Source organism: Paraclostridium dentum, assembly GCF_048568265.1.
GTDB classification, from domain to species: domain Bacteria; phylum Bacillota; class Clostridia; order Peptostreptococcales; family Peptostreptococcaceae; genus Paraclostridium; species Paraclostridium dentum.
The window spans coordinates 2,711,002-2,734,039 of the sequence record NZ_CP183813.1; the positions used below are offsets into that span (position 1 = coordinate 2,711,002).

At 29.1% G+C, this 23,038-nt stretch carries 19 protein-coding genes and 3 other annotated features; of the genes, 1 reads left to right on the forward strand and 18 read right to left on the reverse strand.

Annotated features, from left to right (window positions below; genetic code table 11):
- Nucleotides 1–152 precede the first annotated feature (152 nt).
- The 10 genes from ACN6I1_RS12610 to infC form a co-directional block, all read right to left on the reverse strand.
- Entirely contained in the window at nucleotides 153–2,552 is a 2,400-nt protein-coding gene (locus ACN6I1_RS12610; RefSeq protein ID WP_419742126.1) for a DUF3656 domain-containing U32 family peptidase, read from the reverse strand.
- A gap of 73 nt (nucleotides 2,553–2,625) precedes the next feature.
- The gene (zapA, locus tag ACN6I1_RS12615; RefSeq protein ID WP_419742127.1) at nucleotides 2,626–3,204 is read right to left on the reverse strand and encodes a cell division protein ZapA; all 579 of its coding nucleotides are present in this window, start codon (nucleotides 3,202–3,204) and stop codon (nucleotides 2,626–2,628) included.
- Nucleotides 3,205–3,232: 28 nt separating this feature from the next.
- Nucleotides 3,233–5,623: a phenylalanine--tRNA ligase subunit beta gene (pheT, locus tag ACN6I1_RS12620; protein ID WP_419742128.1), complete on the reverse strand. Its 2,391-nt coding sequence runs from the start codon at nucleotides 5,621–5,623 to the stop codon at nucleotides 3,233–3,235.
- 15 nt (nucleotides 5,624–5,638) lie between these two features.
- Entirely contained in the window at nucleotides 5,639–6,658 is a 1,020-nt protein-coding gene (gene pheS / locus ACN6I1_RS12625; protein WP_021428375.1) for a phenylalanine--tRNA ligase subunit alpha, read from the reverse strand.
- Between the two features lie 55 nt (nucleotides 6,659–6,713).
- Nucleotides 6,714–6,945, reverse strand: a binding site (T-box leader).
- A gap of 60 nt (nucleotides 6,946–7,005) precedes the next feature.
- Nucleotides 7,006–7,803: a TrmH family RNA methyltransferase gene (locus ACN6I1_RS12630; protein WP_419742129.1), complete on the reverse strand. Its 798-nt coding sequence runs from the start codon at nucleotides 7,801–7,803 to the stop codon at nucleotides 7,006–7,008.
- 3 nt (nucleotides 7,804–7,806) lie between these two features.
- The gene (locus ACN6I1_RS12635; RefSeq protein WP_021428431.1) at nucleotides 7,807–8,478 is read right to left on the reverse strand and encodes a potassium channel family protein; all 672 of its coding nucleotides are present in this window, start codon (nucleotides 8,476–8,478) and stop codon (nucleotides 7,807–7,809) included.
- Nucleotides 8,479–8,498: 20 nt separating this feature from the next.
- Entirely contained in the window at nucleotides 8,499–9,875 is a 1,377-nt protein-coding gene (locus ACN6I1_RS12640) for a TrkH family potassium uptake protein (RefSeq protein WP_419742130.1), read from the reverse strand.
- A gap of 312 nt (nucleotides 9,876–10,187) precedes the next feature.
- Entirely contained in the window at nucleotides 10,188–10,544 is a 357-nt protein-coding gene (gene rplT / locus ACN6I1_RS12645) for a 50S ribosomal protein L20 (RefSeq protein WP_021431715.1), read from the reverse strand.
- A gap of 58 nt (nucleotides 10,545–10,602) precedes the next feature.
- Nucleotides 10,603–10,800, reverse strand: coding sequence for a 50S ribosomal protein L35 (gene rpmI, locus ACN6I1_RS12650; RefSeq protein WP_021428430.1), 198 nt, complete (start codon nucleotides 10,798–10,800; stop codon nucleotides 10,603–10,605).
- Nucleotides 10,801–10,827: 27 nt separating this feature from the next.
- Complete coding sequence (gene infC / locus ACN6I1_RS12655; protein WP_419743308.1) at nucleotides 10,828–11,337, reverse strand: translation initiation factor IF-3; 510 nt, start codon at nucleotides 11,335–11,337, stop codon at nucleotides 10,828–10,830.
- An 18-nt stretch (nucleotides 11,338–11,355) separates the two neighbouring features.
- Nucleotides 11,356–11,495: a sequence feature (ribosomal protein L20 leader region), on the reverse strand.
- 200 nt (nucleotides 11,496–11,695) lie between these two features.
- Here infC and ACN6I1_RS12660 point away from each other — a divergent pair.
- Complete coding sequence (locus ACN6I1_RS12660; RefSeq protein ID WP_419742131.1) at nucleotides 11,696–13,096, forward strand: ATP-dependent metallopeptidase FtsH/Yme1/Tma family protein; 1,401 nt, start codon at nucleotides 11,696–11,698, stop codon at nucleotides 13,094–13,096.
- Nucleotides 13,097–13,135: 39 nt separating this feature from the next.
- Here the strand turns inward: ACN6I1_RS12660 and thrS are convergent, their stop codons facing one another.
- From thrS to ACN6I1_RS12700, 8 genes are all read right to left on the reverse strand, one after another.
- Nucleotides 13,136–15,055: a threonine--tRNA ligase gene (gene thrS, locus ACN6I1_RS12665; protein WP_419742132.1), complete on the reverse strand. Its 1,920-nt coding sequence runs from the start codon at nucleotides 15,053–15,055 to the stop codon at nucleotides 13,136–13,138.
- A gap of 55 nt (nucleotides 15,056–15,110) precedes the next feature.
- Nucleotides 15,111–15,341 (reverse strand) — a binding site (T-box leader).
- Nucleotides 15,342–15,431: 90 nt separating this feature from the next.
- Entirely contained in the window at nucleotides 15,432–16,034 is a 603-nt protein-coding gene (locus ACN6I1_RS12670; RefSeq protein WP_035116936.1) for a DUF445 domain-containing protein, read from the reverse strand.
- 81 nt (nucleotides 16,035–16,115) lie between these two features.
- Nucleotides 16,116–16,916: a putative sporulation protein YtxC gene (locus ACN6I1_RS12675; protein WP_419742133.1), complete on the reverse strand. Its 801-nt coding sequence runs from the start codon at nucleotides 16,914–16,916 to the stop codon at nucleotides 16,116–16,118.
- 5 nt (nucleotides 16,917–16,921) lie between these two features.
- The gene (locus ACN6I1_RS12680; protein WP_419742134.1) at nucleotides 16,922–17,686 is read right to left on the reverse strand and encodes a DUF6873 family GME fold protein; all 765 of its coding nucleotides are present in this window, start codon (nucleotides 17,684–17,686) and stop codon (nucleotides 16,922–16,924) included.
- Nucleotides 17,687–17,830: 144 nt separating this feature from the next.
- Entirely contained in the window at nucleotides 17,831–18,766 is a 936-nt protein-coding gene (locus tag ACN6I1_RS12685) for an ABC transporter permease (RefSeq protein WP_035116942.1), read from the reverse strand.
- Nucleotides 18,766–19,860, reverse strand: a complete 1,095-nt coding sequence (locus ACN6I1_RS12690; RefSeq protein ID WP_021428498.1) for an ABC transporter permease — start codon at nucleotides 19,858–19,860, stop codon at nucleotides 18,766–18,768. Before ACN6I1_RS12690 ends, ACN6I1_RS12685 begins: the two co-directional genes overlap by 1 nt.
- Nucleotides 19,853–21,421 carry an ABC transporter ATP-binding protein gene (locus ACN6I1_RS12695; protein ID WP_419742135.1) on the reverse strand — a complete coding sequence of 523 codons (1,569 nt, stop codon included), beginning with the start codon at nucleotides 21,419–21,421 and terminating at the stop codon, nucleotides 19,853–19,855. The genes ACN6I1_RS12690 and ACN6I1_RS12695 overlap by 8 nt, the downstream gene beginning before the upstream one ends.
- Before the next feature lie 455 nt (nucleotides 21,422–21,876).
- Nucleotides 21,877–22,905, reverse strand: coding sequence for a BMP family lipoprotein (locus ACN6I1_RS12700; protein ID WP_021431705.1), 1,029 nt, complete (start codon nucleotides 22,903–22,905; stop codon nucleotides 21,877–21,879).
- Nucleotides 22,906–23,038 lie beyond the last annotated feature (133 nt).

A 23,038-nucleotide genomic window follows, 5' to 3' on the forward strand; every position in this document is an offset into this window, starting at 1 on the left:
TTACATAATTTAACAAAAAACTCTTCAAATTTCAATATTTGTGTACATTTTGTGACTTCATTTTATATATTTTCACACAAAAACTTTCTTATGTGGTTAGTTGCATAAAAAAGGATAATATGTAATATTAGTATACATATTATCCTTTTTTATTATTCAACACCTTTATAGTAATGACCGGATGTTAATCCAGTATTTTCAAGCTCTTTGTATAATTTTTTAGATTTCATACCTATATTAAAATCATTTTCTATACACTCTTCAAAAGCTTCAATTATAGACTTTATTTCTTCATTTGATTCAAATGTTAAATCTATTCTAAATACATTTATTCCAGCTTTATTTAATTCACTTAAATCTTCTAATACACATAGTGGTTTAGAATTGTATATACTAGTTCTACAGAAAATATCTTGAGATAATCTGTAAGTCCCATCTTTAGCATCTTTTAGTGCATATAAACTCTTGTTGCAAATAGAACTTCTTTTATCTTTTTTACAGTTTCTAACTAAAACTCCCATTGGACAGTATTCACTAATCATAAGAGGTGTATATCCATAAACTATGCTTTCTATTTCACTATCAGTGTACTTTAACATATCTTTTATCTCTGTTAAATTTAACTCTTGAGATAAACAAATCGTATTTGCTCCTTCTGATTTATAGTGATTTATAGTTTCACTATTAAAAGAATTTAAGTAGCTACCTATATATATCTCTTTTCCCTTATATAAATTTACACAACCTAAATTTCCAGCTTGTACAGGTACTTTTTCAACCTTATTTAAAATAGCATAATCTTTATTTCTAAGAATTCTAGGAGGAGAGTAGATAAGCTTTATATTATTGTAACAAACTTCTTTAGCTTCTTCTAATGTGTTTATGTCTTCATAATATACTGCATCTATATCATATAATAATACAATTTTTAATTGTTCTATATTCTTAACTTTAACTCTTAGTTTTATATCTTTATCCTCTTTTATAACTTTTGGTGAATACTTTATAAAAGAATCTTTGAAGTTTCTATTTTTTATAACGACTCTTTCATTACTTAATTTATCTATAGCATCTCTTCTAAGTTGATTTAGTATACTTATTGGTAAACTTATATCTTCATCTATATCAACATCTATATTTCTCAATACATATGCTGTATTTCCTAGTTTCTTTATTTGAGATACTATTTTTTCCTCACCTAGAGCAACCTTCATGGCTTTCTCTACAAGCTTTTCATTTGTAACAGTTATATCATTTTCATATCCATCTTTTAGTCTAAGTTTTGGAGGTTGTCCAAGCTTTAATTCAATAGTCGCATCTATAGGAATTTTTATATTTTCAACATCTTCTTCAAATGATTTCTTAATAGTATTTAATAAATCACTATCTGATGTTTTATATACTATTTGTCCTTTTTTAGCTTCTCCTATAAAATCTAATTCTATAAGTTCTCCAGCTTCTCCTATATCACTTATTGTATTATTTTGCTTAATAATTCTTCCTATAGTTCCTCCACCTAAGTTAATTCCATCACCTTTTTTAAGTGTATTCTCTAATTTAATTTTTAAGCGTTTAGCTTTTTTATTGTAATCAATTACTTTTCCAATATAAAGTCCTACATTATTAGGTCGATTTGAGTTCATAACATCTTCTCCAACCTCTCCTAATAAGTATCCTTTTGTGAACTTTCTATTGAATATAGTATATAAATTATTCATAGTTTCATTTGATACATTTACTTGATTTTTTTCTAAATATGCATCTATAGTTTTTCTATAACTACTTATTACAGTTGCTACATATTCTGGACGTTTCATTCTTCCTTCAATCTTTAAAGAGTGTACTCCAGCTTCTATAACTCTATCTATTTCCTCTATTGTATTTAAATCCCTAGGGCTTAATAAATAATCGCCTTCTGTATCTATAACTTTACCTGAATTTATGTCTATTAACTCATACTTCTGTCTACATGGTTGAGCACATCTACCTCTATTTCCAGATCTGTTTCCTATCATACTACTCATTAAACACTGACCTGAATAGCATACACATAATGCTCCATGTACAAATATCTCAATATCAACATCAGTATTTTTACATATATGCTCAATTTCATCAATATTAAGTTCTCTAGCTAAAACAACCCTGTCAAATCCAAGGTTTTGTAAATATAATGTATCTTCTAGGGAATGTGCGACCATTTGTGTACTTGCATGCAATTCAAAATCTGGAAGTAACCTTTTTATTAGTTTAGCCATTCCTATATCTTGAAGTATAACTGCATCAACATCTATATCATATAAATATTTTATATAATTAAGAAAATCATCTATTTCATTTTGCTTTATAAGTGTATTTGCCGTTACAAATACTTTTACATTTCTTATATGCGCATACTTCACAGCTTCTTTTAATTCTTCTCTATCAAAGTTATTTGCTGAAGCTCTAGCACTAAATTCTTTTCCACCTAAATAAACTGCATTTGCTCCATTTTGTACAGCTGCTTTTAACGCATCAAAACTACCTACAGGTGCTAGTAATTCTGTATTCATAACTACCTCCTTATTGTCATTAAAAACTAAAACCTTCAGGTTATTTTTCCTGAAGGTTTCTAAAAGTATTCTATTATTTTAAAAGTTTTCCAGATGCTTTTATATAATTTAGCTCTTGTTCTAACTCTATGTTTTTCAACTGTAAATCATATAATTTGTTTTGGAAATCTGAAGCTAACTTTTCAGCTATTTCAGTTTTCTCATTAGCTTCATCTAAGTTCTTTTTAAGTTCTTCAATTTCTTCTTTAAGAGGATTCATTCCCTCTAATACATTAACTTTATTTTTTAGTTCTTCATTTAGAGAATCTATTTCATCTTGTTTTTTACCAAGCTCTTCAACTTTATTATTAAGTTCTAACTTTATTTTTTTCATCTCTAGTTGAACTTCTTGGTTAGGTTTTTCTGCTTTTTTAACTAATTCTTTATTCTCTTTAGTTAGCTTATCATTTTCTTCTGAACATTCAAATAGCAAATCAGTAATAGTTAATGCTGATAATATAGCCACTTGAGATGTACTAAGAATTGAATTAGCTTCTGATATTCTACTCATTTCCTCATCAACATAATGAGCTATTTTTATCATATAATCTTTAGATTTTTCAGATACCATAGGATATTCAGATCCATGTATCTTTACTGTAACTTTGTTCATCCTAACCCCCCCTACATTTGTTTCTTAATTAATTTGATCTTAAATTCGCATTTAGTTTTTCACTTAGCTCACTTACTATCTTATCATGAACTTTTGCTACGTCTTCATCAGTTAAAGTCTTATCTTTACTTCTGTAAGTTATTGAGTATGCTATAGATTTGTGCCCTTCTTCTATTTGAGCTCCCTTGTAAACATCAAATAATTGATAGCTTTCTAATATATCTGATCCATTAGCTTTTATTATATCTTCTATTTGTTTTACAAATACTTCATCCTTAACTAATAAAGCTATATCTCTAGTAGTTGCTGGATATTTAGGTAATGGATTATAAACTTTAGAATTATTTAAGTTCTCAAATACTAAGTCAATATCTATCTCTGCAACATATACTCTTTGATTTAAATCATAGTTTTCTAGTACATCTGGATGTAGCTCTCCGAATGTCCCTATACATATATTATTATACACTAATTTAGCACATCTTCCAGGGTGGAATGTTAAATTTTTAGTTTCTGGTTCAACTTCGTATCCATCAAATCCAACATTTGTTAATATAGTTTCTACTGCACCTTTTATAGAGAAGAAATCTACTTCTTTTCCGTACATTCCTATAGATAATTTCTTCGTTTCTACAGGTAATCCTTCTTGTGGTCTAAATGTATTTCCACATTCAAAAGCATAAACTTCTTCAACTTTATGAGATAAGTTTGTTGATATTACATCTAACATGTTAGGTATTAAAGTAGTTCTCATAACAGACGTTTCTTCACCTAAAGGATTTATAATTTTAACAAATTCTCTTCTCTCATCATCTTCAGCTAAGTTTAGCTTATCTACTCCTCTTGGACTTACAAATGAATATGTTAAAATTTCATTTAATCCAACAGCTATAGAATTAGATTTTACATTATCCATAAATTTTTGTTTATTTGTTTTTACTCCTGCTGTAGCATTACCTTCTAAAGTTGCAGATGGTATATTTTCATATCCATATATTCTAGCAACCTCTTCTAATATATCAGCATCTTCACATATATCTAATCTAAAACTTGGTACTTCTAATTCTAACTTATCAGATGAAATTAAATTACACTTAAACTCTAAGCTTTCAAGTATATTTATAAATTGATCCATAGGTACATTAACACCTAATAGTTTATTTATTCTTTCTGGGTTAGCAGTTATTTTTTGTACTTCTTCCTTTTTAGGGTAATAATCAAGCATACCATTAAGAACTGTACCACAACCTAATTCTTCTATTAATTGACAAGCTCTATTTACAGCAGCTTCTGTTAGATTTACATCTATTCCTTTTTCAAATCTTGATGAAGCTTCTGTTCTTAATCCTAATTTTTTAGATGTTGCTCTTATATTTTCCTTTGCAAAACTTGCTCCTTCAAGGAATATAGATGTAGTGTTATCTTTTACTTCAGAGTTTTCTCCTCCCATGATACCAGCTAAGTCTAAAGTCTTATCTTGGTTTCCTATAACTAACATATCTGATGTTAATGTTCTTTGGGCACCATCTAATGTAGTAAATTTTTCACCTTCTTGTGCAAGTTTTACTATCATCTTATTATATTTTATATCTTCTAAGTCAAATGCATGAAGTGGTTGACCAAGTTCTAACATAACATAATTAGTTATATCTACTATATTGTTTATAGGTCTCATACCTGCTTCTATAAGTCTTCTTTGCATCCAATATGGAGAAGGCCCTACTTTAACATCTTTAATAACCTTACCACAGTATCTTTTACATAATTCTGTTTGAACATCTATTTCAAACTTCATTTCTTCATCAGATCCATTTACAGTTATTTGTGGATATTTTAATTCTTTGCCTAAAGTTACTGCAGCTTCTCTAGCTATTCCTATTATTGATCTACAGTCAGGTCTATTTGATGTTATTTCAAATTCTATTAAAGCATCATTTATTCCTAATGCTTCTCTTACGTCCATACCTAGTTCAAATGAATCTTGGTGGTCTAATATATATATTCCATCTTTTTTATGTTCTTCTACATATTGAGAAGGTATAGTTAATTCTTCTGCTCCACAGAACATTCCCTCTGAAAGAACTCCTCTTAATTTACCTTTTTTTATTTTAAAATCACCTGGTAGAACAGCTCCTATTCTTGCAACTGAAACATAATCTCCAACATTTATATTTGTAGCATTAGTTACTATTTGAAGTATTTGACCATCAGCCACTTCAACTTTTGTAACCTTTAATCTATCTGCATCTGGATGTTGTTCTATTTCAAGTATTTTACATACTTCAACTCCATTAGTTTCTTTTCCGAAGAACTCTACTTTTTCAACCTTTGAACCAGTCATAGTCATCATATCAGCGAATTCTTGAGTTTCTCTATCTATATCAACGTAGTCTCTAAGCCATTTTAAAGGTACTAACATATCAAATCCTCCTAATTAAAATTGATTTAAAAATCTCATATCATTTTCGAATAATAGTCTTATGTCATCTATTTCATACTTAAGCATTGTTATTCTATCAAGACCCATACCAAAAGCAAATCCACTATAAACTTCAGGGTCTATTCCACAGTTTCTTAATACATTTGGATGTACCATACCAGCTCCTAATATTTCTATCCAACCTTCCCCTTTACACATCTGACATCCTGCACCTTGGCACTTAAAGCAAGTAACATCTACTTCTGCACTTGGCTCTGTGAATGGGAAGTTGTGTGGTCTAAATTTAGTTTTAGTATGTTCTCCAAATAACTTCTTAACAAACATATCTAATGTTCCTTTTAATTGAGCCATAGTAACATCTTTTCCGACTACAAGCCCTTCTATTTGATGGAACATTGGTGAATGTGTTGCATCTGGAGCATCAAATCTAAAACATCTACCTGGAGATATTATTTTTATTGGTAACTCTTCATTTTTCATTGTTCTAACTTGAACTGGAGATGTTTGAGTTCTAAGTAATAATTCATCATTTATATAGAATGTATCACTCATATCTCTAGATGGATGGTCTTTTGGTGCATTTAATGCATCAAAGTTATTTTCAACTGTTTCAACTTCTGGTCCTTCTGCTATCGAGAATCCCATTCCTATAAATATTTCATTTACTTCATCTATAATTTGAGATATAGGATGTTTTTTACCTACTTTAAATTCTTTAGCTGGCATAGTTACATCTAAAACTTCTTCAGCTAATTTTCTTTGCTTTTCAATATTTTTTAATTCATCTTTTTTAGTACTTATAGCAGTATCTATTGCTTCTCTAACTTCGTTAGCAACCTTTCCTATTACAGGTCTTTCTTCAGCTGATAATTTACCCATTTCTTTTAATATAGATGTTATTTCACCTTTTTTTCCTAAGTACTTAACTCTTAAAGACTCTATTTGCTCTATATCTTGCATGTCTTTTATTTCACTTAATGCTGCTTGTTGTAAATTAAGTAGTTTTTCTTGCACTATATTCACCCTTTCACTTTAATTTTTATACATCAAAAAAAGCCCTTCATCCCTATCTAGGGACGAAAGGCTATTGTTTCGCGGTACCACCCTAGTAGCTTGATTTATTAAAAATAATTCAAACCACTCGAAAAACGTAACGTGTTTTTAACGTCATAACCTACTTAAATTTCAGCCATGATACTCCAGAGGGAACTTCTTTTAATAACTTAGAAAGTACTTTCAGCCTAGGTACTTATCTCTGCGCTAAGGACTATTAAAATACTTTTCTCTTTCATAGTATTTTAAATATTAAACTTTGATTGTAAATTATATCATATATAGTGTGAATTTTCAATACAACTCTATTATATCATATATTTTTTGATTTCATACATAAGTATAGCTGAGCTTATAGCTGCATTTAAAGATTCAGCTTTTCCGTATATAGGTATTTTAACTAGTATATCTGATTTTTTTATAAGTTCATCATTAACACCATTAGCTTCATTACCTATAACAAGAGCTGTTTTATAGTTATATTCTACTCCATCATAAAAGTTATTTGTATTTAAATAACTTGATACAATATCAAATTTCCTATCTTTTAGTTCTTTTAATGCTTCATCTTGAGTCATATTTATTATTTTCATATCGAATATTGACCCCATTGTAGATCTCGTAACTTTACTATTATATATATCTACACAACCTTTTAAGTTTATTATAGCATCTACACCTGCTGCATCTGCTGTTCTTATTATAGTTCCCATGTTCCCTGGGTCTTGTATTCTATCTAAAATTAATACAAATCTGCAATTTTCATCTAAAATATCTTGAATATTATTTTTTTGTATACCAACAACTCCAACTATACCTTGAGTGCTTTCTGTATCTATAAACTCATTAAATATCTTATTTGTAGTTTTGTATACTTTTATATTTTTACTTTCTAAAACTTTTAAGAATTCAATATGTTCTTCTTTAGTCTCAAAATTTTCATTTATAAATACATATTGTAAATCTGCATTACAATCTATAGCTTGAGTTAAAATTCTAAATCCTTCTATTAAAAATTTAGACTCTTTTAATCTATTTTTGCTTTTTAAAAGAGATTTAGTTAATTTAACTTTTTCATTATCCTTACTACTTATCGATACTATCATTTTTTATTTTCTCCTAAATGAAAAGTCACTATCTGCTGTTATTGTACTTATTTTGCTGTTTTGACCTATAACAACTAATATACTTCCTGCATTTAATTTTTCTTCTGGAGATGGTGTAACATTTATAGTTTTATCACACTTTATAGCTAATACTGTTATTTCATATTTAGCTCTTAAATCTAATTCTATTAATGTCTTACCTTCCCATTCTCTAGGTGTAACAATTTCAACTATAGAATAGTCTGGATCTAACTCTATATGGTCTAATATATTATTTGAAACTAAATTGTGTGCTACTCTAACTCCCATATCTCTTTCAGGGAATACAACTCTATCAGCACCTATTTTATATAAAACTTTAGCTTGTAGTTCATCTTTTGCCTTACATACAATTTGCTCTACACCCATTTCCTTAGCTATTAACGTAGCCATTATAGAAGCTCTTATATCTGAACCTATCGCAATTATTGCTACATCAAAATTTCCCATACCTAAAGCTCTTAGTGCTTGTTCATCCGTAACATCTACAATCGCTGCATGTGTAACTTTCTCAGATATAGCTTGCACTGCATCATCACTTTTATCTATTGCCATTACTTGATGTCCTAGCAAATGCATTGTAGTTGCTACTGACGATCCAAATCTTCCACAACCTATAACTATATATTGTTTCATACCTGTTCTCTCCTAACTTTCTATCCTACTATAATTTTACCTTCTGGGAATCTTATAACTTGTTTTTTAACAGAATTTTTAGCGACTAAAGCTATAAATATAGTTAAAAATCCTACTCTTCCCATAAACATATACATCATTATTACTATTTTACCAAATACATTTAAATTAGGACTTCCTCCTATACTTGAACCTACTGTTGCAAATGCTGATGCAACCTCAAATGCAGATTCTATTAAGTCAAAGGACTCTTGTGTTAAGTTTATAATTAAAATCCCTAAAAATACAACTAATATTCCTATAAAGAATATTGCTATAGACTTTCTTACTGCATTAATTCCGACTCTTCTTTCAAATACCTCTATATCTTCTCTTTCAAATATAAAGCTTCTTACAGCAAGTACTATAGTTGCAATAGTTGTAGTTTTTATACCTCCACCTGTAGAACAAGGTGATGCTCCTATAAACATTAAAATAATCATTATAAATAAACTGCCTTGATGCATAGATGCTAAATCTATAGTATTAAATCCAGCAGTTCTAGGTGTAATTGATTGGAATAATGATCCTAATAATTTACCTTTTAATGAAAGATCTCCTAGTGTTTTAGGATTTGAATATTCTATAAATAATATAAATACCATACCAGTAATTATTAATGTTGCCGTTGTTATTAATACTACCTTTGAATGTATATTTAATTTAGATGGTTTTTTATTTTTTACTACATCTAAAATTACTGGGAATCCTATACCTCCAAGCACTATAAGAGCTGAGATAGTAAGACTTACAGTTATATTATTTACATACTTTGTAATTGAAGTAAATGGTCCACTTACATTTCCCATAAGGTCAAATCCAGCATTACAAAATGCTGAAATAGCATGGAAAATACTAAACCATGTTCCTTTAATTAAACCAAATTCCGGTATAAATACTGTTGATAATATTAACGCTCCAAATCCTTCTATTACAAATGTCATCAATAATACATATCTAGTTAGTTTAACTAACCCTGATAGATCAATTTGATTTAATGCCTCTTGTATAAGAAGTCTTTCTTTCAGATTTATCCTTTTTTTAGTTATTAATGCAAATAAAGTTGTTACTGTCATAAATCCTAAACCACCGACTTGAATTAATGCAATTATTACAATTTGTCCAAATAAGTTCCAATGTGTAGCTGTATCTACTACTACTAAACCTGTTACACAGACCGCAGACGTAGACGTAAATAAAGCATCTACAAATGGAGTAGATTCTCCCGTGTTTGTAGCAATAGGAAGTGTAAGTAGTATCGCTCCTATTAATATAACAGTAGCAAAACCAATTACCATTATTTGAGGTGGATTTAATTTATTGATCGGCTTTTTAATCTTTAAAATAAACTCTTTCACCTACTTTATCTCCTTCTGTATATATTATAATTAAATCTTCATTTTGTATAACTATATTATTGTGCTTATAACAATAATAAAATACATTATATACTTAGTTTTTAAATATATCTATACCTAAATGGAAATTTGTAATTTTAAAAATATTTATTATATCTTTACATAAATTTAACATATATAATTTTTTTAATTTGATAAAAATTTCACCTTGTTTTATATGCAAGTTTTATTAATTTTTCAGCAATTTTTTGTTTAATCTAATGTTTAAACGCATAAAAAAAACTCTGAGATTTAACCCAGAGTTTTATATAATTAAGCTAATTTTGATTTAGCAACTTCTACTAATTTAGCGAATCCTTGAGGATCGTTTATAGCCATTTCAGATAACATTTTTCTGTTAACTTCAACACCTGCTAATTTTAATCCGTTCATAAATCTTGAATAAGACATTCCGTTAGCTCTAGTACCTGCATTTATTCTTTGTATCCAAAGTTTTCTGAAATCTCTCTTCTTTAATTTTCTACCAACATAAGCATGCTTTAATGCTTTCATTACAAACTCGTTAGCTGGTCTGTATAATTTACTTCTTGATCCTCTGTAACCTTTTGCAAGTTTTAATACTTTCTTATGCTTCTTACGAGCGTTCATAGCTTTTTTAACTCTTGCCATCGTCGTAACCTCCTTCGTTTCTCTGTTCTAAATAATTTTTATCTATTTGTATTCGATCTTATAAGTATGGTAATAATTGTGCTATTCTTCTAGCATCACCTTCACTAACTACTCCAGACTTTCTTAATTGCATTTTAGTCTTAGCATCTTTCTTAGTTAGTATATGTCTTCTGAAAGCTTTACCTCTCTTTAATTTTCCACTAGCAGTCTTTTTGAATCTCTTAGCTGCTCCTCTATGAGTTTTCATTTTAGGCATATTAATATCCTCCTCTCAAATGTATATCTATTTTTTTGGATCTATCATTACAACCATGTTATTACCCTCAAATGCAGGGGCTTTTGTTGGTTCTCCAAACTCTTTTACTAGGTCTATAAACTTAAGCATTACTTGTTTTCCTAAATCCTTATGCCCTAGTTCTCTACCTCTAAATCTAAGTTCAACCTTAACTTTGTCTCCCTTTTTAAGGAATTTCATAGCTTGGTTAGCTTTTGTATTTATGTCGTTTTCTTCTATACCTGGTCTTAATCTAACTTCTTTTACAGTTACGACCTTTTGCTTTTTCTTAGATTCTTTTTCTTTTCTAGATTGTTCATATTTATGTTTACCATAATCCATTAATTTGCATACTGGTGGGTTCGCATTAGGTGATATTTTTACTAAATCTAAATTCTTCTCATTTGCCATTAATTGTGCATCTCTAGAAGTCATTATTCCAAGTTGCTCACCAGTTTCTGAAAGAACTCTTATTTCCTTATCTCTTATCTCATCATTGATTGCTAATTCCTTACTAATAGTAGGACACCTCCAATTTTATATTAAAAAAGGCGAATGATATCATCATCCGCCATATAAGTTACTACAATTAATAAAACTAATTCTTAAATCTTAACTTATATTTACCTTACTAACTTTATCGTTGTAAGGTGAGAAGCGGGCTTCTTCTTGTTTTTTATTACTCTATATACTATACCATCAGTTTAAATAAGTGTCAATTATTTTTTTAATTTTATAATTAATTATTTGATTTATGGACATACTTTTAATGAATTAAATATTTTTAATTTGAAAAATATAAAAATTTAATAATATTAATTTGAAAATCGGCAAATATATGTAATAACAACAATTTTTATAACTGAGGTGTTTGACTATGAAAATGTTAAATAATTTTTTTAAGAAAATCAACAACCCTGCGCCTGCGTTTAATCAGACCAAAATGGAAAAAGAAACTTCTAATGATAACTCTGATTCAACTAAGCCTAAAACAACATTCAATGATGTAGCTGGATTAGAAGAGGTCAAAGAAGAACTATTTGAAATAGTTGATTTTATGAAAAACCCAACAAAGTATCAAAAAATGGGTGCTAAAATTCCTAAGGGTGTTTTATTCTATGGACCTCCTGGTACAGGTAAAACATTGCTTGCGTCAGCTATGGCTGGTGAAACAAACGCATCATTTTTCAATGTAACAGGATCTGAATTCGTTGAAAAATATGTTGGTGTAGGGGCAAAAAGAGTTAGAACATTGTTTGAAAAGGCTAGAAAAGAAGCCCCTAGTATAATATTTATAGATGAAATTGACGCAATAGGAGCTAAAAGACATCTAGAAAGTAATAATGAAAAGGATCAAACATTAAACCAACTTCTTGTTGAGATGGATGGATTTAATAAAGATTCTAACATACTTATAGTAGGTTCAACTAATAGACTAGACTTATTAGATGATGCACTACTTAGACCAGGTAGATTTGACAGACATGTCCATATAGGAGAACCTAATTATCACACTAGATTAGAAATACTAAAAGTTCATACTAAAAACAAACCAATTGATAACTCCGTAGACTTAAACTTATTAGCTAAAAAAACTCACGGATTCAATGGTGCACACTTAGCAAATATAGCAAACGAAGCTGCCATATTTGCAGTAAGAGAAAGCAGCGAAAATATCAATAGTATTCATTTTGACAAAGCTATTGAAAGAGTTATCGCTGGACTTGAATCTAAAAGTTCAAAACTTATTGAAAAAGAAAAACGTATAGTGTCTTACCACGAAGCTGGTCATGCTCTAGTTAGTGATACATTAGGTATAAACCCTATACAAAAAATATCTATAATACCTAGAGGACAAGCACTCGGATATGTACTTCAACTTCCAGATGAAGATAGATATATCTATACTAAAGATGAACTTTTAGGAAAAATCAAAATCTTACTTGCAGGTAAAGCTGCTGAAGAAATAATATTTGGTCATAAATCTACAGGAGCTAAGGATGACTTGAAAAAAGTAACTGATATAGCAACTCAAATGGTTTGTGACTATGGTATGAGTAATCTTGGAGCTATGACTATAGATCAAAATCAAAAAAGCTTTTTATCAAAGCAAATCCAAGAAGAAACTACTAATATAATAGATTCTTGTTATAAAGAAACTCTTAATCTTCTAAACTCAAGTTTAAATGATCTTCATTTAGTTTCTCAACATCTATTTGACAAAGAAACTATGACTCATGAAGAGTTAAAAAATATAATAAGAAAAGAATGTGTATAAAAAAAAGTTAGCCTTAAAGGCTAACTTTTTTATTGTTTATTATGCTTGAATTACATTAGTTCTTTCTTCTACTTCTTTTAATACATTTGCAACAAACGCATCTACATCCATTGCACCCATTTCTCCATTATCTCTTGATCTTACAGAAACTTTCTTTTCATTAACTTCCTTTTCTCCAACTACTAACATGTAAGGAACTTTTTGAAGTTGAGCCTCTCTTATTTTATATCCGATTTTTTCCGCTCTATCATCAAGCTCTACTCTTATACCTTTATCAAATAATGCATTTCTAACTTCTTCTGCATATTCTTTAAATCTATCAGATACTAGTAATATTTTAGCTTGAACTGGAGATATCCAAGTTGGGAATTTACCAGCATAATGTTCTATTAATATACCTATAAATCTTTCTATACTTCCTAATGCAACTCTATGGATCATAACAGGTCTATGTTTTTCCCCATCTTCACCTACATAACTAATATCAAATCTTTGTGGTAATTGCATATCTAATTGTATAGTTCCACATTGCCAAGTTCTTCCTAAACAATCCTTTAAGTGGAAGTCTATCTTAGGACCATAGAATGCTCCATCTCCTTCATTTATTACATAAGGTAGATTTAATTCTTCTAAAGCTTCTCTTAATCCGTTTTCAGCTGCTTCCCACTCTTCATCTGTTCCCATTGAATCTTCTGGTCTAGTTGATAACTCTAAGTGATATTCAAATCCAAATGCAGAATACACCTTATCTATTAATGAAACAACACCTTTTATTTCATCTTTTATTTGTTCTGGTAGCATGAATATATGTGCATCATCTTGAGTAAATGCTCTAACTCTCTTAAGACCATTTAAAGCTCCAGATAATTCATGTCTATGAACTCTTCCTAACTCAGCCACTCTCATAGGGAAATCTTTGTATGAATGTTGCTTAAAGTTATAGTATAACATCCCACCTGGGCAGTTCATTGGTTTTATAGCAAATTGCATATCATCTATATCTACAGTGTACATGTTTTCTTTATAGTGATACCAGTGTCCTGAAGTTTCCCATAATTTTTGGTTTAATATTATAGGAGTTTCTATTTCTACATATCCGTCTTTTCTGTGTAATTCTCTCCAGAATTTTAATAATTCATTTTTAAGTTCCATACCTTTTGGTAAGAATAATGGGAATCCTGGCCCCTCTTCTGGTATGAAGAATAATTCTAATTCTCTACCTAATTTTCTATGGTCTCTTTTCTTAGCTTCTTCTACTAAGTGTAAGTATGCTTCTAAATCTTTGTTCTTTTCAAAAGATGTTCCATATATTCTTTGTAACATCTTATTTTTTTCATCTCCACGCCAGTAAGCCCCTGTTACGTTTTGAAGTCTTATAGCTTTAACCTTTTTAGTAGAAGATAAATGTGGCCCTCTACATAAATCTGTAAAATCTCCTTGTTTATAGAAAGATATAATTTCTCCTTCAGGTAGTTCTGATATAAGTTCTACCTTATAGTTTTCCCCTTGTTCTTCCATTAACTTTATAGCATCTTCTCTACTTAATTCAAATCTCTCTATAGCTAAATCTTCTTTAGCTATTTTTTTCATTTCAGCTTCTATCTTTTCTAAATCCTCTGGAGTTAATCTGTACTCTAAGTCTATATCATAGTAGAATCCATTTTCAATACTTGGCCCTATAGCTAATTTAGCTTCAGGGTATAGTCTTTTTATAGCTTGTGCTAGCATGTGAGCAGATGTATGTCTGAACACATCTTTTCCTTCTTCATCATCAAATTTAAATAAATTTAATTCGCAATCTTCATTAACTTCGAAATCTAACCCAACAACCTCTTCATTAACAGATGCAGCTACTATACTTCTAGCTAATCCTTCACTTATCGATTTAGCAATATCCATAACTGTAGTACCTTTAGAATACTCCTTTACAGATCCGTCTTTTAAAGTAACTTTTATCATGACCTTACCTCCTTAATTTTTTTTGTATAAAATAAAAAAACTCGGCCCATGAAAATCATGGGACGAGTAACATTCGCGGTTCCACCCAAGTTGGCATGTTATAAACATTGCCCTCTTGATGACTATAAGGTTGTCAACCGAGTACTTTTACTTATAAGCGCTTATAAGCTACTAAACTCTGCTCCAAGGTAGTTTTCAAATAGTCATTTTTAGATATACTTTCAGCCTATGATATATCCTCTCTGAAAATTGTTTCTATTTTACTCTTCCTTTTCATAGCAACTATATTAATATTAATACAAATTATATCAAATCAAGCGATATATATCAACTCTAAATATTATATAAATTTAAATATTTTTTTGTTACATAAAATTTATATAAAAATTGTTATTATACCTTGTATTATTCCTATAACAAAACCTAGTATTAATCCCAATAATTCTATATGCTTTAACTCATTGCTTGCTATACTAAGTATTATATCTTCTAATTCAAGTAAATCTAAGCTATCCACTTTTTCCTCTACTATTTGTTGTATATTTACTCTTTCATGCGCTTTTGATACAACTTCACTTCCTAGTTCATCAATAGAAGCACTAACTTCTTTTTCTATTATATCCTCTATATAGTTTTTTATAACAGATTTTATATAACTAGGTATAAGAGTCGCTTTTTCCTCTACTATAGAATTAACTTTAGACTTTATATATTCAGTAGCTTTTACTTTATCTTCTTCTGTTATTAAATTTTCTAATATATCATCTAAAGATACAAACTCATCTTGGATAACTTCTCCTATTTTTATAGCTATTTCTTTTCTTCGCTTCGGAATAAGCCCTATTATTTCAAAATTTGTAAGAGGTATTTTTATAGGATTTATAGGCCTAAATATAAGCTTTATAGCTAATTTATTAGTTACATATCCAATAATACCTCCAATAATTGCCATTATCAAAATTATATATATATTGTTCATCTCAAATCTCCTTATTATTTTAATTAGAAACAATATATATTTTATACTTTAATGATTTTTTTTCAATACATTTTTTAAATTTTAAGATTTATTTTTTTCTTCTACCTTTTCTTCAAATATCGCTTTTATAGTATCTATAATTTCTCTAGATGAGTTAGTTTGTAAAGAATCGTATATAATTATATGATTTGGGCACAAAGAAAGCAATGTACTAATTAGGAAATCTTCATAATTTAAATTTTCTTTTATAAACATATTTATTAACTCTTCATCATTTTCATTTTCTATTATGTTGTCATTTTTATCATATAATATAAACGAGTTATCTTTCCTTATGTATACTTTCAACGTGTCAATTTTAGTTTCTTGTACATTTATAAAATATCTTAATACACTAATAAATTCGTCATAATCTTTCTCTATTAAATATTCTTCTAGTGCATCTTCACAGATATTAGCTATATATCCCATTAGTTCTTTCATTCTAAACTTTACAAAACCATCCACATCTATATGGTCATTATTTAATATGTAATTATTCATTCTACAAAATATTATTTCTCTTAATAATAAATCTTTACTTTTAAATACTTCTAATGATTTTAAATATATTTTGTCTATTTCCTGATTATACTTATCTCCATATGATTTTTGTATATATTCCTTCAATATAACCTCTTTTATTACTTGCATCAAAATCTCTGTTATCTCTCTTGATATTTCTAGAACTGTTTCATCCGTTCTATCCTTAGTGCTTATTTTTATTTCTATAACATCATCATTGTAATTTATAATATTGCTAAACTTAGTTTGTTTTACAAATTGATTTACAGCTAATTCATATTTAGGCAATAAGCTCAGATAAATCTCTTTGTTGTCCATAGTCATCACTCCTTTCTAGTCATCAAAGGAATTATAGAACCTAAATCTAATAATTGTTCTTTGCTTAAACTTACTATTTCCTTATTTTTTGATTTTATAAATTTTTTTATAAGTTCATAATCTGGATGTTTTTTTACATCTCCTAAAAAAGCTATTTCATTTTTACTTATAAACCCTGTACATCCACCTATAAATCCATAATTTAATTGAAATAAATTTATATTTCCAGGTCTTATAAGAAGGCAATCTATACCGTATTGTTTTACAGATTTATATATCCCTTTATCAGAAGTTATAATTGAATTTTCATCAACTATACAAATCGAGCATTTGGAATATCCCTGTTTTACATTTATCTTTATAAGATTTTTTTTGTTTATGTAGTCTAAAATTTTTTCATCTGTATAATTAAAATTATGTATTGCAAATCTTCCCATCATAGTTACATTATATTGAATATTGTTAGGATATTTTTTTTCTATATAGCGACTTCCTTTAATTACATTAAATCCTAATGGAATTAATATCTCTGAATAAAACTCATATACATTTGGCGCTACTACTATATTTCCTTCACCTAAGTTGCATACACATATATCTGGATGATATTTTATAGCATCATAACATTCTTTACATTCTATAGTTTTTATTATTTGTATTTTTCTTCTTTTTAATTCTAGTTCTATATCGCAAGTAATTCTTTTATCTACCAACGCTAGACATAAATCACCATCAATTACAAAAGATTGTCTACTATGTACTACTTTCATTTCACCGTTCCTTCTATATCGATTTTACTTTTATAATGCAACTAATATTTTATATACTTATTTTCATTTTTAATAGACTAATAATAATTTTTTTATATTTATTTTAGACATAAAAAAAGATGATAGCAATGCTATCATCTTTTTTTATCTTTCACCTTTTTTATATGGATTCCCTAATGCTGCCGGAGCTTTAGAGGATTTTATAAATAACACTAACACCACTAATGTTATTACATATGGTATCATAGATAATAAATTCTCATTTATTCTAAATGGAAGTTCTGGGTTCCCAAAGAATACAGATAGAGCAGTTGAGAAACCAAATAGTAAACAAGCTGCCATAGCTCCTTGTGGCTTCCACTTACCGAATATAACAGCCGCCATAGCTATATATCCTTGTCCAGAGATCAATGTTGGTCTAAACGAAGAAACAATAGCTAAGCTCATAGATGCTCCTCCCAAACCAGCTAATATACCAGATGAAATTACCGCAATATATCTAACGCGATTTACATTAATACCTAAAGTATCTGCTGCTCCTGGATGTTCTCCAACAGATCTTATTCTAAGTCCTAACTTTGTTTTATATAAAACATACCACACTACAGCTACAAGTATAAATGCTATAAATACTGTTGCATAAGTGTTAAAAACTGTATTTAATATACTACCTTCTGCAAATAAACCATTTAAAGGTCTTGGTATTTTATCTTCCATAGCTATAGTTGGAGTCATCGTTGCTCCATCAAATAATATTTTTGAAGAAAATAATGCTACTCCAGGTGCAAGTAAATTTATAGCAACACCTGATATAGTATGATCTGCATTAAAACTTACAGTTGCAATAGCATGTATTAATGCAAATAAACCACCTGCTAATCCACCTATTAAAAAAGCTATCCATGGATTACCTACTAAATAACCTGCTGCTGCCCCTGCAAAAGCACCTATAGTCATCATACCCTCTAATCCTATATTAACTATACCTGAATTCTCTGATAATACTCCACCTAATGCTGTAAATATAAGGGGCGTAGAGTACATTAAAGTCGTACTTAAAATTAAAGCTAAATCTTCCATTATTCAAGTCCCCCTTGTTTCTTTTTATTCTTATATTTGATAAATAACATTCTTATTACACTACTTAATGCTATAAAGTAAACAATAGACCCTATAACAATGTTTATTACTTCTGATGGAGCTTGTATAGTTTGCATTTTTGTTCCACCATACTTAAGAGCTCCAAATAATAATCCTGAGAAAATTACACCTATAGGATTACTGTTAGCAATAAGTGCGACAGCTATCCCATCAAATCCATTTCCTTCTGGTGCTGCAAGTACTGTTATATTTTGTGCTACACCCATAACTTGAACTGCTCCTGCTAATGCTGCAAGCATACCTGCTATAGCCATAGATTTAAATATAGATGAATTTATATTTATTCCTCCATATTCAGCTCCAAATTTATTGTATCCAACACCTCTAAGTTCGTATCCTAAAGTTGTTTTAGATAATATAAAAGCTATTATTAAAACTAATATAATTGCTATTATTATACCCCAGTTAGCCTTTGTTGCTGGTCCTACTAGTCCCGTTAACCAATCTATACTTATGCTTGCACTCTCATTTATCATATGAGATGCTTCACTATTACCTTCTCTTAACCATGGTTGCATTATCATATAATTATTCAGATAAAACGCAATCCAGTTTAACATTATGGTAGATATAACTTCATTAACTCCAAATTTGGATTTTAAAAACCCTGCAAATCCTCCCCAACAGGCTCCCGCTAGTGCAGCTACAGCTAAAGTAAGAGGTATATGTATTATTGCTGGTAAATGAACTGTATATCCTACTATAGTTGCTGCTAAAGCACCTATAATAAACTGACCTTCTGCACCTATATTGAATAATCCTGTTTTAAACGCAAAAGCTATTGATAAACCTGTTAAAATTAACGGAGTAGCCTTTATAATAGTCCATGCTATATACTTAGGTTTACCGATTATTCCTTCAATCATTACTGAATAAGCTTCTATTGGATTAAATCCCGCTATAGTTAAAGCTATTGCCCCTACTAATAATCCTAAAAATATAGATATAATAGAAAATACTATCGTATTATTAGCAAAAGAAATTTTCTTTTTTGCCTTAACATCATTACTCATTATCTACACCTCCTGCCATCATAAATCCTAAAGTATTTTCATCCGCATTCTTAGCATCCACAATGCCAACTATTTTTCCTTCATAAATTACAGCTATTCTATCTGATAGATTCATAACTTCATCAAGTTCTAAAGATACTAATAAAACTGCATTGCCTGCATCTCTTTGTTCAACTATCGCCTTATGAACAAATTCAATTGCTCCAACATCTAACCCTCTAGTAGGTTGTGTTGCTATTAATACCTGAGGTTGTCCTGTCGCAGCTCTATCTACTCTTATGTTGTCAACCTCTCTACCAATTATGACCTTTTGTTGATTTCCTCCAGATAAAGATCTAGCCTTTAATGTAAAATCAGTTGGTCTAACATCAAATTCTTCTATTATTTCGTTTGCATGTTTTTCAATTTCTTTATTATTTAAAACTCCATTTTTAGAGAATCTTTTTTCTTTATATCTTTGTAAAACTGTATTTTCAGCAACTGTAAAATCTAGTATAAGCCCTCTTTTATGTCTATCCTCTGGTATATTTTTTATACCTTTTTTGAATATATTAATTGGCTTTTCATTTATAAGTTCAGATCCATTAACCTTTACACTTCCTGAATCTGCTTTTTTCAACCCAGTTAATATTTCAACAAGTTCAGATTGTCCATTTCCATCTACACCTGCTATTCCTAAAATTTCTCCAGCTCTTACCTCTAAAGATAAATCATTTAATACTTGTACTTTTCTATTGTCTTTAGCCCTTATATTTTTAACTTCAAGTATTATATCTCCTACTTTAGAATCTTCTTTATCAACTTTAAAGCTTACTTCTCTACCTACCATCATAGCTGCCAATTCATCTTCTGTTGTATCACATACCTTTACCGTTCCTATATCTTTACCTCTTCTTATGATAGTACAGTAATCTGCTGCCGCCTTTATTTCTTTTAATTTATGAGTTATTATTATTACTGATTTTCCTTGCTTAGTTAAGTTCTTTATAATATTCATAAGCTCATTTATTTCTTGTGGAGTTAAAACTGCAGTAGGTTCATCTAATATTAGTATATCTGCACCTCTGTATAAAGCTTTCAGTATTTCAACTCTTTGTTGCATCCCCACACTTATATCTTCTACTTTTGAATTAGGATCTACATGTAATCCATATTTTTTTGATAGATCACTAACATCTTCTATCGCTTTTTTCATGTCTATTGCTCCGATACCTTTTGTAGGTTCTGTACCTAGTATTATATTCTGAGCAACTGTAAATGGCTGTACTAACATGAAATGTTGGTGAACCATACCTATCCCATGAGATATCGCTACATTAGGGTTTTCCATTCTAACGTTTTCCCCTTTTATAAATATCTCCCCTGAAGTCGGATGATATAGCCCATAAAGAATATTCATTAATGTTGACTTTCCTGCTCCATTTTCACCTAATAAAGCATGTACCTCACCTTTATGTACAGTCAAATTTATATTATCGTTAGCTGTGAAATTTCCAAACTTTTTAGTTATACTTTTCATTTCTACAACTTTTAGACTGTGGTCTACATTGCTATTAATCATAGTTTATAATAACCCTCCTTATTTACTTATCGCCAATTTTATTATACTAAAAAATAAGTATTATAACAATTTAATTTCAACAAATAGTAGGTAATATTTTATTTATTGTACATACTTTTTGTTATTTTTTGTCATTTTTATAATTTAATTTTATATTTATTATAATTTAAATTTAAATTATAAGTTATAATACATTAGATTTCTTATAAATAACCATATTATTTATTTTTTATGTCATTCTAAATATTTATGTTATTTTTTGATAAATCCTCTTTATTTATAAAAAATTTTTTAATATTTTTTTAATTGTTTAATTTGCCTTCTTATATATAAAATTCATTTTAAATCTAATTTACATTTATTTACCTCAAACAATTTATTTAAATTTTTATAATAGTTAGTTTGGACGAAAAAAAAGACTAGCATAGCTAGTCTTTTTTATTAAATTAATTTAATTATTTTACATCTTTCATTGTAGATGGAACTTTTATTTCTCCACTCTTAATTTTGTCACCTTGTTTATTAACAAATTCTAATACATCTGGAGATACATCTTCTTTTGTAGTATCTGCTACTCCAACTCCATCTTCATTTAATCCATAAACAGTTACTTTTCCACCATTAAACTTACCATCAACTAAGTTTTTAACAGTATCATAAACCCCAACATCAACTCTCTTTATAGCTGAAGTTATAACAGTTTCTGGAGCAACACTATTTTGGTCTCTATCAACACCTATAGCTTTTTTACCAGCTTCTTTAGCTGCTTCTATAACTCCATTACCAGTATCCCCTGATGCATGGAATATTATATCTACACCATTAGATATCATTTGATTAGTTATAGATTTACCTTTTGCTGGATCAGCAAAACTATTTGCATATTGAGATATTACTTCAGCATCTGGTTTTGCAGCTTTAACTCCTGCTGTAAATCCAGCTTGGAAAGTTTCAATTACTGGTCCTTCCATTCCTCCAACAAATCCTACTTTATTAGTTTCTGTAAGTTTACCTGCTACTAATCCTACTAAGTATGATGATTCTTCTGCTTTAAACATTATACTTTCTACATTTTTAGGTGGTTTACCACCGAAATCAGCATCTATTAATGCAAATTTTTGATCTGGATAAGATTTTGAAGCATCACCTATAGCCTTTTCCATCTTAAATCCAACACCAATTACTAAGTTTGCTCCATCATCTATTGCTGTTTCTATGTTGTTAGCGTAATCTGATTCTTGCTTAGACTCTATGTACTTAACATCTACTCCTAAGTCTTTCTTAGCTTTTTCTAAACCTTCCCATGCACTTTGGTTAAAAGATTGGTCATTTACTCCACCAACGTCAGTTATCATAGTTACTTTTACTTTGTCATCCCCACCTGAATTGCTGTCTTTTGAATCTTTAGAAGGACTACATCCTACTAACATCGATCCTGCTAATACAGTAACAAGACCTATAGACAATAACTTTTTAAGTTTCATAATTACCTCCTATGAACATCTTTCTTATAATTTCTTACCATAAATTTTACACTATATGTAAAATATTTTCTACATTTAATTTTAATTTTATTCACTTTTTTTAATATTTAGTGTATACAATTTAAAAAAATAA